Source organism: Clostridium sp. Marseille-Q7071, assembly GCF_965112025.1.
This window is the reverse complement of the sequence record NZ_CBCOPR010000001.1, coordinates 891,193-904,783: the sequence shown is the minus strand read 5'-3', so window position 1 is coordinate 904,783 and position 13,591 is coordinate 891,193. Positions and strand designations below refer to the sequence as shown.

General features: G+C 29.5%; 9 protein-coding genes. All 9 read right to left on the bottom strand.

Annotation, left to right across the window (positions count from 1 at the left end; all coding sequences use genetic code 11):
- Positions 1-17 precede the first annotated feature (17 nt).
- The gene (locus ACWPW7_RS04220; RefSeq protein WP_454052515.1) at positions 18-1,886 is read right to left on the bottom strand and encodes a S8 family peptidase; all 1,869 of its coding nucleotides are present in this window, start codon (positions 1,884-1,886) and stop codon (positions 18-20) included.
- A gap of 29 nt (positions 1,887-1,915) precedes the next feature.
- Entirely contained in the window at positions 1,916-5,479 is a 3,564-nt protein-coding gene (locus ACWPW7_RS04215) for a S8 family serine peptidase (protein WP_454055466.1), read from the bottom strand.
- A gap of 471 nt (positions 5,480-5,950) precedes the next feature.
- On the bottom strand, positions 5,951-6,622 hold the full coding sequence (locus ACWPW7_RS04210; RefSeq protein ID WP_454052514.1) for a helix-turn-helix domain-containing protein: 672 nt from the start codon (positions 6,620-6,622) through the stop codon (positions 5,951-5,953).
- A gap of 92 nt (positions 6,623-6,714) precedes the next feature.
- A complete protein-coding gene (locus ACWPW7_RS04205) occupies positions 6,715-7,101 on the bottom strand; it encodes a DUF3783 domain-containing protein (protein ID WP_454052513.1) in 387 nt (128 codons plus the stop codon).
- 150 nt (positions 7,102-7,251) lie between these two features.
- On the bottom strand, positions 7,252-7,770 hold the full coding sequence (locus ACWPW7_RS04200) for a peptidylprolyl isomerase (protein WP_454052512.1): 519 nt from the start codon (positions 7,768-7,770) through the stop codon (positions 7,252-7,254).
- Between the two features lie 576 nt (positions 7,771-8,346).
- Positions 8,347-8,787: a hypothetical protein gene (locus ACWPW7_RS04195; protein WP_291567926.1), complete on the bottom strand. Its 441-nt coding sequence runs from the start codon at positions 8,785-8,787 to the stop codon at positions 8,347-8,349.
- A gap of 281 nt (positions 8,788-9,068) precedes the next feature.
- The gene (gene murI / locus ACWPW7_RS04190; protein ID WP_454052511.1) at positions 9,069-9,845 is read right to left on the bottom strand and encodes a glutamate racemase; all 777 of its coding nucleotides are present in this window, start codon (positions 9,843-9,845) and stop codon (positions 9,069-9,071) included.
- 292 nt (positions 9,846-10,137) lie between these two features.
- Positions 10,138-11,535, bottom strand: a complete 1,398-nt coding sequence (locus ACWPW7_RS04185; protein ID WP_454052510.1) for an MATE family efflux transporter — start codon at positions 11,533-11,535, stop codon at positions 10,138-10,140.
- Between the two features lie 1,151 nt (positions 11,536-12,686).
- Positions 12,687-13,223 carry a TDE2712 family protein gene (locus ACWPW7_RS04180; RefSeq protein ID WP_454052509.1) on the bottom strand — a complete coding sequence of 179 codons (537 nt, stop codon included), beginning with the start codon at positions 13,221-13,223 and terminating at the stop codon, positions 12,687-12,689.
- Positions 13,224-13,591 lie beyond the last annotated feature (368 nt).

Genomic DNA, 13,591 nt, shown 5'->3' with positions numbered 1-13,591 from the left:
TTATATCTATAAGGTAATTAAAGAGCCTTAATATTCATTCTTGTATAAACCTCTTTTGGTATCTGTACAAATATATTTGTAGTAAATTCTTCTACATTTCGCTCTACTTCTTCATTTTTATTTAAATCATTATTAATGCAGCGTATATTTTGAAATACCCCATTTAAATCTAACATACCATATCCCCATATTGGATTAGGATAGATTTCTCCACTTCTCCTTTTAGTTCCTGAAATAAGATATGTTATTACTGTAGGTGCATACAGAGTAGGTTTATTTCCTTCAACTATACCCCATTGTAATATTAATGCTACTGCTCCAGTTAAAACTGCGGTGGCCGCACTAGATCCAGTAACTATAGTTGTTCCTCCTCCAACCTTAGTAGTAATTACATTAACTCCTCCAGTAGTAACCACTGGTTTTACACGACCATCCCTTGTGTATCCTCTGCCTGATTCTGCTACAACTGTGTTATTATTTTGATTGTAATATGAAGTAACAATTATGCTTTTACTTGTAGAAGGAGGAGTTAGTGTACAGTATGGATCAGATTTTAAAAATTTTGTTCCTGGTTTTAAAAACTTTTTTTGATATATCCAAGCATTGTATGTTCCGTGAACTATATAATCTCCTATAAGTCTTATTTGCCATATACCACCTTTAACATTTCTAAAAGAAATTGATATATGTTCATCCCCTATAATATCTTCTGGTAAATTATATGTCACTGTAACTAGTGTTTGTTCAAGTACAAACTTCACTCCTTGTGCCCCTTTTATCTTATGAGGAACTCTTTCCAATGCTTCTCCACTTGGCGAAACTATTCCAACTGTGACTCTATCTGGTTTATTAAACCAGATATTCATCTCCATCCCCAGTTGATCATCCGCCATACTAAGTTCTATAATTTCTATTTCATCATTTTGAGAAATTTTCCCACTAGTATGATTTGCTGCATCTCCTTCATTTCCAGTACCGCCAACTACTATAATGCCTCTCCTAAGAGAAAAATAATCTATAAATCTTTCTACTACAGAGCTACCATCATGCCCTCCATAATTAGTTCCTAAAGCTATACATATCACCATAGGTTTATCTAATTTAGCTTGAATATCATATAAATATTTTAATGCTAAAACTATATCTGAACTTTGATATTCTGGTATAGATACATTAACCTGTGGATAATCAAGCATAAGACTCCTATTAGCTTCTTTAAGTTTTACTATTACAAATTCACATTCTGGTGCAGCCCCTCTTACTCCTTGCCGTCCAGCACCTCCAATGATACCTGCTATTTCTGTACCATGACCAATATCATCTTTTTGCGGTACAATATTATAAGGATCTTCTCCTCTACTCTGTGCGCTAATAGCTTCATTAATTTGATCCATAGAATATTCTGTTCCATAATCAAAATTCTTTGGTGGATTTTCAGTTTGAATTGTCTGATCCCATATACTTAATATTCTAGTTTTATTATCTTCTGTCATGAATTCCTTATTTAAATAATCAATACCTGTATCAAGCATCCCTACAATTACTCCCGTTCCTCTAAGTGTTAAATAAGGATTTTTATAAAAATCTGAAACATTAGAGGTATCAATAGGAGACATTGCATTAAGCGTATACAACTTATCTACATCTATACTTACAATAGATTTTACATCTTCTAGCAAGTCCCATACTCTACCTTTTTTTACAGACAATATTGCATAAAAAGGTTCCGCTAAAAACGCACAAGCATAATCTATTTTATTAATTTCTTCTAATATATCTCCGTTATAGTCAGCTATATAATGTTCATATTCATCGTTTAAATATAATTTTCCACATCCATTAATATCAATATTAGACTCTCTAATATTTTCTTTTTGATTTTTCACTATACCCCCTCCCACTGTAAATATTATTGTTACTTTAATCTATGATAAATATTTTCTGGTATACTTATTGATACCTCTTTTGAAAACTCAACTATTTCTTTATTTCCAAAATTTTTGGGTAATCCAAGTGATCTTATATTTCTAAATACTCCAGCTAAATCTAACATACCGTATCCCCAAGCCTTATTAGGATAAATATCTCCTGGTCTCTTTCTAGTTCCAGTAATAAGATAAGTTGTAATTTCTGAAGCGTATAAAGTGGTATTGTTTCCTTCTACTATTCCCCATTGTAATATTAATGCTACTGCACCAGATAATACTGCTGTAGCTGCACTTGATCCTGTGACTGTGGTAGTACCCCCACCTGGTCTAGTGGTTAATACATCAACTCCACCTGTAGCAACGGAAGGTTTAATTCTACCATCTCTTGTATATCCCCTTCCTGAAGAAGTCACTATGGTATTATTGTCTTGATCATAATAAGCTGTTACAATTGCACTTCTACTAGTAGAAGGTATAGTCAATGTAATATCTGCATCAGGACGTAAAAATCTGGTATTTGGTTTTAAAAGAGCTCTTTGATATATCCATGCATTATACCTGCCATCAACTATAGAATCACCTATTAATTCTATTTGCCATATACCTCCTGTAACGTTCCTCATCACTATGCTAATAAGTTCATCACCAGTAATATCTTCTGGCAAATAGTAGGTTATGGAAACAGTAGTGCCTTCAAGTATAAACCTTATATCTTCTACTCCTTGTAGTTTTTCTGGAACTCTTTCTAGCACTTCTCCACTTGGAGATATTATACCTACAGATACCTTATCTGGCTGATTACACCATATATTTATTTCTAACCCTACTTGATTTGAATCAACACTAAGTTCTATTATTTGAGTTTCTCCTGTATTTTTAAATCTACCACTAACATGAGTTTCACTAGCTCCTTGATTTCCTGCACCTGCAACAACAATTCCTCTTGTTATTGAAAAGTAATCAATAAATCTTTCTGAAATAGCACTACCATCATGTCCACCATAATTTGTTTCTATAGGCACACAAATTACCATAGGTCTATTTAATTTTCTTTGAATAGAAGTTAAATAGCTTAGTCCTAATACTACATCTGTAGTTTGATATATTGGAATATCAACAGGAAAAATCACTCCACGTTCTTCTAATGTAAGCCTTTTAGCCTGTTTTAATTTAACTATTGCAAATTGACAATCTGGTGCTGCACCAGTTACACCAGCTCTCCCTCTTCCTCCTGCAATACCAGCAACTGCTGTTCCATGACCATTTTCATCTCTTGAAGGTACAATAGCATATGGATCCTCTCCTCTAAAACTAGCAGCAATTGCTTCATTTATCTGGGTATCTAAATACTCTGTACCATAAGCAAATCCTTCTGGCGGCGTCCCTGCCTGTATTGTTTGATCCCATATGCTCACTATTCTAGTTCTATCATCTTCAGTCATAAACTCGATATTTAAATAATCAATTCCTGTATCAATTATTCCAACTATTACTCCTCTACCTCTTAAATTTAAATAAGGATTTTCATGAAACTGAGAAATATTAGCAGTATCAACAGGGGATAATACTGATAGCGTATAGAGCTTTGTTCTCTCTACATTTATAATAGATCTAACATTTCTTAAAAGTTCTGCTCTTCTTCCTCTTTGAACAGATATAACGGCATAAAAAGGTTCTGCAAGAAAAGCACAAGCATAATCAAATCTGTCAAGTTCGCTTATTATATCTCCATTATATTCCACCATAAAGGTTTCATAGTTTTCATCTAAATATAACTCCCTACAACCAGGAGAAGGTGGAGTTAGTATGGGTATTTCTCTACTCATATCTATACTTCTTACAGGTGCTTCTTCTAGCCAAGTTTCTAATGCATTACTTATACATAGTGTTCCATATCCCCAACTTTCATTTGGATAAATTACAAGCGGTCTATCTCTAGTAGCACTTTTAAGCAAAAAATACTTTAACCTCTCTCCATACATATATGAGTCTCTTCCTTGTATTAATCCCCATTCCATAAGCATTGCGGCAGCACCTGCCACATGTGGAGCAGCCATAGATGTTCCTGATAGTGAATCATAACCACCTCCTGGTACTGGTGCTTCTATATTTTCTCCTGGTGCAACTATCTCTGGTCTAATTACACACCTATCCGCTGGTCCTCTTCCTGAGAAACTAGATATAGTTCCAGTAATAGGATTATAGCTACCTACTGTAATAACGTTTTGTACAGTACCAGGAATTCCTACTGTGTTAAAAACTGATGGTTCTAAAAATCTAGTAGTTATATTTAATCCTTCAGTTATTGGAAGCCACATATCAAAGGTAGTAACCTCATTAACTTCTCTAGAATATATGATAATAGACCAAGTACCTGGAGAAATAAATTGATTTTGTCCTACTAAACTTATAACTATTTCTCCAGATATATTAAAAGGAGTTGGTCCAGAATTAAAAATATAATAATAATCGTTTCTTATATTTCCTTCTACATAATTTCTAATCAGTGGTATAATCCCACTTCTTGAAGCATTAGGTGCTATTAATTCTATGCTAATATCTTTTATAAAAGATTTATATAATTGAAATATTACTGCTGTCTCATTGGCCCCAATACTTACATCCACCCTATTCTCTAAGGCTAAAATTCCAGATACGTGATGTGCCTTATCCCCCTCATTTCCTGCTGCAACAATAAAACTTATTCTTTCAAGGTCACATACTGTTGATATATACCTTTCAAGTAAACTATTTCCATCATGAGCTCCATCGTTAGTGCTAAAACTTAAATTTATAACTAAAGGCTTCATAAGTTCTCTGCCTCTATCTATTAAAAATTTTACTCCCCTCATAAGCTGAGTACTCTTTGTATATCCCCCCATTATCTCTCTTGTAAGCTTAACCATAGCTATGGAACTTTCAGGAGCAACACCATAATATCGTGGAGGTATATTACCACCAGCGCAAGCTATCCCAGCTACGTGAGTACCATGCCTTGCTGTATCAACATGAGGAACTATATTAAAGGGATCTGGAGATTTTAATGCATTATTAATGTCTGTACTATTGTATACTACATTATTAGCAGCCAAATCATAAATATAATCAATTCTTGTATTGCCATCTGCATCTATAAAAGCAGGATGAGTATAATCTATACCAGAGTCTATAAATCCTATTAAAACTCCTTTACCAGTAAGTCCATAAACTAATCGAGCCGCTGGCTGACAAATAGCTCTATTGCTAACTTCTGAATTAATATATAGACTTTTAGGAATTTCCATATAATCTATTTGTGGTATATTTCCCACATCAAGAACTTTATCAAAACTTACGGTTATAATTCCAAAACCATAGCCTAAATCTTCAAGGGTACCTCCTAAGGCTTCCACTTGTTCTCTAACAATTGGTTCACTCTCACCATATAAAACTACTAATTCAATCCTATCCTCACTTATCTCAAGTTCCCTATAAACTTGTGCTACTCTATTTCTAATTCCTCTGGGTAGGTTCAAAAATAAATTTAATCTTCCACTAACTCTTTCCGTAATAATCCCTCCCTAAAAACACTCCTTCACTTAATATGTTATGAGAGAGAAAATTAAATCATGACTTTTTTTGTATAAATGTACTATCTTAAAGTTCAATTGGTATCCAAATATAACTGCTTTGTTATATGTTTCAATTCATAATTCACAATGCATAATTCACAATTGTGGATATTTCTTAGCTTTGGCTGAGAAATTTAAAATTAATTATTTTTGAAGCTACGAAATGAATTCCGATAAAAACTAGCAGCTGTACTATCTCCATAATATTAGTTAAGTTTATTAGTATTATTCCAAACTATACTGCACCCTTATACAATTGAAAATTGACAATGGACAATAAAGAATTTTTGAAGAAATTAATTTGTAAAATTAATTTCAACCATAATCGTCAATTCTCCATTCTCAATTTTCCATTGATTAAGTTCCCCAGAGGTGAAAAAAAACTAGCATATATTGCTAGTTTTTTATTTATTAAAGCATAATTTCCACTCTATTTAATTTCGCAATAACTTTTATATCTTTTACTCCTAGTGTTTCTGTTCTAAGACTTCCCTTATTACTTATTAATAAAACTTTATTACTATCTAATCTTTTAATTTGTCTTAAAACTCTCTCACCATTATAGTCAATTAAACATATAGCATTGTTTTCTATTTCTGTAGTTAAATTTGCAAAAGCTATATCTCCTTTGCATATTCTAAAGCCCATTAAATCATCATTTTCTATTTCAATAAATAAAACTTTATCTGAATTATGTCCCTCTATTTTATTAGATATTATAGGCATTTGACGATTTGCTATAGGTTTATCTAGATCATATTTGTATATTCCTATAGTTTTTAAAATTGAGCCAAAAGCATCATTCCATACATCCTTAACAGTTTCAGGAGCTTTATTCTTTGGAGCAACACTTTCATTCTTACTCTCTTCATAGGCAATATTTTGGAACATAGAAGTCATATTCTGAATATCTCCTCCTAATACTTTACCTATTCTTTCAATTAGCTTTTCATTTATTACCTTTCTTCCACTTTCTACTTCATTAATAAAACTTTCAGAAACTCCAAGCTTTTTGGCTAATTGTTTTTGACTCATACCTTTTTCATTTCTAGCTCTTTTAATGTTCTCTCCTACTTTGCTCATGTTATATACCTCTCTTAAACTTGAAATTTAGCTATAGATATATTCTATCATAAATAAAAAAATCCTCTAGAGTTAACATAGAGGATTTTTTGCTATTTTCTGTTTGTAGAGTTTTTAAATTGCTCTCTTTCTTCTACTAAATGTTCCAATAACTTATGAAATCTCCAATTTATTGATATTGGAGTTACTGTTGCAAGTATAGGTCTAGATTCTAAAATAGCCCTAACTTTCTTAACTGAAGCTTGAAGCTGTTGTGGTGGAAAATTATTAAATATTATTGTTTTCTCTAAAGGCATTGTAAATTCATCGTCTTCTTTAGATTCTCCATTTAGAATATCCTTAATTTTTGAGTCACCCATAGCTTCTTTTATCACTATACAGTTACAATCAACTTTACCTTCAAACTCTTTATTAAGTATTTCTACTTCATCATCAGATAATGCATAAGTTAAAATTACTTTATCATTTAAACTACTCATACCTACTCTCCATTCCAGTCATATTTAGAAATAACCAGTTATGATGTTTTACATTATACTATGTTCACTAATATTACAAATATCAATGCCTTTATTTGATATGAAATATCCTAAATATTTATAACTAGTTATTTTATTTCACATGACTAATTATAATTTTTCAGGTTCATCATATTCTATACCAAAGGTTTCAACTGTAACTTCTTCCATAACTTGATCTTCTAATGGCTTATCTCTAAAATCTCTATCTACATTAACAATTTCATCTGCTACATCTTGGCCTTCTATAAGTTTACCAAAAGCAGCATATTGTCTATCAAGATGAGGTGAATCAGCTACCATTATGAAGAATTGACATCCAGCTGAATCTAGCACTGCAGTTCTAGCCATTGATAATACTCCTTGTGTATGTTTTAAATCATTTGCAAAACCATTAGCTGAAAATTCTCCTTTTATTCTGTACCCTGGATTACCCATTCCACTTTTATCAGGACATCCTCCTTGAATCATAAATCCTGGTATTACTCTATGAAATATAAGTCCATTATAAAAACCTTTTTTAACAAGACTTATAAAATTTTTAACTGTATTAGGTGCTGTTTCTGGATATAATTCAGCTTTCATTGTTTTTCCATTTGCCATTTTAAATGTAACCATTGGATTTCCCATTCTTATCTCTCCTTTTAGGCAGTTAAAATAAAATAATAAATTAAAGATGTTAGTATATACCTCATATCTGACAACGCAGTATGATGAAAAATAGACTAACATACTGGTTTATTATTTTTTTGAAGATGCCTTATATAATTTATTAATCAGATTATATCATAGAAATATTATAATAAATTATATAATTTTAAAACTTTGTGATTTATAACCTTTGTATTTAAATTATATCCATAATTATTAACTCTATAAGTATTAATTATATTGTTTTAAATTTTTTCTAAAAAAGCTATATGACTTGGTAAAATATTTATTATATTCCCAGATAATCATACAGCTTCTGAATCTCTATATAATTTTACTCTTTTTTATTCAGTCACATATAAACTTTTTTCGTAGGCTTAATTTATAATTAAATATAGTCATCTTCAAAAAAATAACTAGGCAGTATTCTAGCCTATTTTGCATAATACTACGTCAACATAACACCCTGATAGCTCAACTATGAACGGACTATATTTCCTTCTCTCACACAAAATATACGTTGTATCTTTGACTAGTTATTTTATTTCAGACGCCTTATATTTCCTCTTCTTCTACGGCTACCTTTACTGATAAATCTTTATCATAATTAGAAAATTCAATTGATAATGTACCCCCAGGTAAAACAATAAAATAATCCTCGCCAAGCAGGCTTAGATTATTATGGTTATTAATTTTTGACTTATATAATAATAACTTGTCCTTATTATCTCCTTCATGAATTTTTGATTTTATATCTAAAACCCCTTCCTTACTACTGCCTTCTAATCCCTTGCTACTATCATATCCATAAAAGTATAATTCATTATTTTTATTAATATTATTTAACATTATATTGCTTATTATATATAGTCTATTACTATCTATAGGATTGGTTATTGTAATATACCTAAATTCCTTTTCCTTATCCAAATCAAGCTCTATTACTTTATCATGAGCTTTGTAGTTTTTCTCCTTGCGAAATTTAAATATTTTCACCTTTAATCACCTTATTTCTATAAGTCATCTTCAAAAAATAATTGATCATTATGACAACCTATTTTCTGCTATATCTTGTCAACAGAAACCTCTAGTCACGTCAACCTGGCTAATACAAAATAGGTCATCATTTTTGACTAGTTATTTTATTTCAGACACCTAAGTTTTATTTTATAATATAGGGTATGAATAACTACTAAATATTGTTAAGGATATTTAGTAAATAACTGAAAGAAAGTCTCTTTATACAAAACTTTATTTTATATAAACAGACTTCCTTTCTAAATCTCTAATAATCCATAACTCAAATCAATTATTTTTTGTGACTGTAATGAGTTATAAATTTCAACATTACCTTTAGAGTTATTTGTGTTTAATATTTTTTTTGAAGATAAAATCCTTTTTAGCTGCTTTGAAGTTCCTAAGCTTCCATCAATTACTGGAATTTCATTTCCTATAACCTTTGTAATTTCTTCCTTTATTAAAGGATAATGAGTGCAACCTAAAACAATAGAACTTATTTTCATATTTTCTATCTCTTTTAATTTATCTACAAGATAATTATGAATTTCTTGCCCTGTTATTTTTCCTTCGTCAATAATCTCTGCTAGTCCTGCACAAGGAAGTGGTTCAATATTAGCTATTTCCTCATACTTTCCTTGAAGCTTAGCAAATTTTCTTTCTGCTAATGTCATAGGTGTTGCCATAATCACTATACTACCTTCTCTATTTAGCTCTACTGCTGGCTTAAGTGCTGGTTCTATTCCAATTATAGGTATATGAGCATATTGTGTTCTTAACTCTTCTATAGCTGCACTAGTTGCAGTATTACATGCTATGACTATAGCTTTTACATCTTTACTTAATAAAAATTTTACTGCATTAAAAGTTAATCTTTTAACCTCACTAACATTTTTTATTCCATAAGGAGCATTTATTGAATCTCCAAAATATATGTAATTCTCATTAGGTAATACTTTTATTGTTTCTTTTAATACACTTAATCCTCCTATACCTGAATCAAAAAATCCAATGCTACTTTCACTATTGAAACTCAATATTGCCACCACCCTGTAATAAGCCTATATAATAAACAATTAATTTATACAATTTATTATATTTTAAAATAATCATTATTAAAATATATCATACTAATAAAAATTAATAAAGGATAGCAATATGGAGACTCTATATAAAAATTTAAAGTATATCTTTAAAATAAAATTTCTATAAAATAACTTTTATTATAGAAATTAAACTATTATATAAATTAAATTCCTGACTAAGAAATCTATATATTGCTACCCTCTTAATTATTAACATATTATATTAACTATATTCCTCTAAGTACTATTCTATACTGTCTACAGCTACTTCATCATCCATTTCATAAGATATAGCTTTTTCTTTACTCAATTTGTTTATATGCTTCATTTCTCTCATTAAAAATATTGCTGTTATAAAAGAAGATATAAAATCTGATATTGGTCCACAATACCATACCCCATTTAATTTAAATATAGGTGGAATTATCAATAATAATGGGATTAAAGTTATAACTTGCCTACATAGACTTAAGAACATTGCAACTTTTGCCTTTCCAACAGCTTGAAAATAGTTGGAACTAACTATTTGGAATCCAATAATAGGAAGCATAAACATAAAAGTTTTTAGTCCTTTAGTACCTATTGATACAAGTTCTGGATTTTTATTGAACAATCTTATTATTTGTGGTGCAAATAATTGTATTGATAAAAACCCTATTGTTGTTATAGCAGTAGCAGCTATTACAGCATATTTTAGAGCTTCTTTAACTCTATTATAACTTTTAGCACCATAGTTATATCCTATTATAGGTTGAGAACCTTGATTTATACCAAATATAGGCATAAGTATTACCATTGATACACTAGATATAACTCCCATAGCACCTACTGCAACGTCTCCACCGTGAGTTACTAATGCATTATTTGAAATCACTGTAACTAAACTTGCAGCCAGTTGCATAAAAAATGGTGCCATTCCTATTGAAAATGTTTCTTTTATTACTTTCATATCTAACTTCATATTACTTATTTTTAACTTTAATACGCTTTTTCCTTTAGTGAAATAGAATACTACCCAAACTGCACTTAATCCTTGACCTATAACAGTAGCAATTGCAGCACCTTTAACTCCTAATCCAAAAGTAAATATAAAAATAGGATCTAATATCATGTTAGTTATAGCACCTATTAACATAGTAAGCATTGCAACTTTAGGATTTCCTTCTGATCTAATTATTCCATTTAGCCCAAATCCAAGATTTTGAAGAATAGCTCCTAATAATATAATATAACCATAATCTTTAGCATAAGGTAATGTTACATCACTTGCACCAAAAATTTTGAGCATAGGTTCTAAGAATATTAGTGATACTACTGTAAGCAAAATCATTATAATTACTATTAAAGTAAAAGCATTTCCTAATATCTTTTCTGCTTCACCCTCCTTTTGTTGTCCAAGCCTTATGGATATTAACGCTGCAGCACCTATACCTATAAGCATACCAAAAGCCATAATAATTGTTGAAACTGGAAAGGTAATTGTAACTCCAGAAAGAGCTATTTCTCCAACTCCCCGCCCTATAAATATTCTATCTACTATATTATAAAATGCATTAACAAGCATACCTATTATTGCTGGTATAGAAAATTTTAATAATAATTTCCCTATACTTTCTTTTCCTAATTGTTCTGATTTATCCATTGTATTCCTCCTTAACTTTTTTCTAAGTTTCTTTTATCTATCTAACTAATAAAGTTATTTCATCTATCAAAAAATTCCCATATAAATCATCCTTAGATTTTTTTTAATATGGTTATTTGTTTTACCATTTTTTATCTGTAACAACCAAATAGAATCTATTAATTATCGAATATTTTTATTCTATAATCTAAATAGATATCCTTTATAGTCCAATGAAGATAACAGTTCAGTAAAGACACTTAGTGTATCTTCTAGTTTTTTGAACTTCTTTTTAAATTTGTTAGTGCTTTCTGGATAATTAATATAATATTGAGGATTGAGAAGAACCTAAATATGCTCCCGAAGTGCTGAATCATACATGTTTGTCATTTTATCAGTAGCTAGTTAATCCAATATTTTGCTCTTAAGCCTAATTCTTAACGAATTTATTTAGCCTCCTAACTAACCTTTTAAATTCTACAACATTTGACACCAATTATCAACCCTTAATTATCTACTACCAATATTTTTAAAGCAATAAAATAAGAATTATAAATAATAAAATTTATAATTCTTATCGCATATTAAAATCTTTACATTATGCTATATAAAGTGTGTAAGATTATAACAAATAGTGTAGCAAATTATTGAAGTATAAATTTAATAATTATAAGAAAAACTTAGCACTATGTCCATAAGCAGTAGGAATTTCTTATATATTATGGACGGTAAGATAATATATACAAAACTATTTATTAAACGAAATGAAAGACAATCCTCGTAATCTTACACACTGTAAATTGTCCTAATCACTAATTGAGTTTTCGCTACTTACTTCTAATTTAGATTTTAATAAATTATTATTATTACAGTCTGAAATCCTATAATCGCCAATACTAATAAATAAATTTTCATTCCTATTAAAAATTTAAGTAATAGCTTCCCTATTCCTTTTTCCCCTAGCTATACCAATCTATCCATTATAAATCTCTATAAAATATCACTTAAAAAAACTGTAAGTATTATATATTATATTTACAAACAATTAGTATAATTTCATTTTTCTCCAAAATTGTAATATTGATTAAAAGTATCTCTTTCAATGATAAAATAAGCAAGCTAAATTCAATTCCTCAAATTTAGCTTGCTTATTTGAAATTTAATAATAGAAATTACTTATTCAATAATTCTTTTATTCTATCTGCTATATAATTTATTAATTCAACATCTCCTATAAATGTTCTATCATCTATGTCACTAGGTTTAACTCTAAAGAAGTTAATTATTAATTTATTATTAAAGATTATATATTCATCTGAATGTAGTGGTGAAAATATTACCTCTATTTCTTCATACTTATCTACACCGTTACAATCTTTAAGTTCTGCTACTAAGGAGTCTAAATTTAATTTTTTTAATGGAGTGGCCATTGCTTTAGTATATTCTAAGTCCTCCATCATCCACATATTATTATTCCAAAATTTCTTTTCCTTCTTATTTCCTTCAAAAGGTTCCCTATTTTTTATAGCACTTAATGCACGCCTTACTGACTCCCCATTAAAATCCTCGTCATAAGCTGCACTTAATGCAGGCATATCTGATACGTCATAGAAAAATTTTTCTGCTATGTTATCCTTTTCACTAGCTGCTTGCCAATAATAAAGCATAGCCTCAACTGCTTCAAGATTTAACTTAATCCTTTGTAACATAATATTCTCCCCTTATCATTTATAAATAGTATAATATAGTTCAATTATACAATAAATATAATATATAAGTAATAATTTAAAAATGAAATTATTGATTCAATTCTACCGCCATCGTAAGAGTAGTATATTGTTTAGTAAAAATACTCACCAAATATAAAAAAAATTATAATATATTACCATAGAAATACAAAGGATGTGACACATTGAATATGGTTCACAATTTTACATCACTTCTATTAGCATTATTATCTGTAGTAATTTTATATATAATTTTTAAATTGAATTCTACAAATAATAAAATATATACTTTTTTACTGATAGTATTACTAATTTTCATAGGTTCTTTTTCTTTTAGCTTTGGAATATGT

Coding starts and splice junctions, on each gene's coding strand:
- ACWPW7_RS04210 (WP_454052514.1), bottom strand. CDS start 6,622: ATGAGCAAAGTAGGAGAGAACATTAAAAGAGCTAGAAATGAAAAAGGT.
- ACWPW7_RS04205 (WP_454052513.1), bottom strand. CDS start 7,101: ATGAGTAGTTTAAATGATAAAGTAATTTTAACTTATGCATTATCTGAT.
- ACWPW7_RS04200 (WP_454052512.1), bottom strand. CDS start 7,770: ATGGGAAATCCAATGGTTACATTTAAAATGGCAAATGGAAAAACAATG.
- ACWPW7_RS04185 (WP_454052510.1), bottom strand. CDS start 11,535: ATGGATAAATCAGAACAATTAGGAAAAGAAAGTATAGGGAAATTATTA.
- ACWPW7_RS04180 (WP_454052509.1), bottom strand. CDS start 13,223: ATGTTACAAAGGATTAAGTTAAATCTTGAAGCAGTTGAGGCTATGCTT.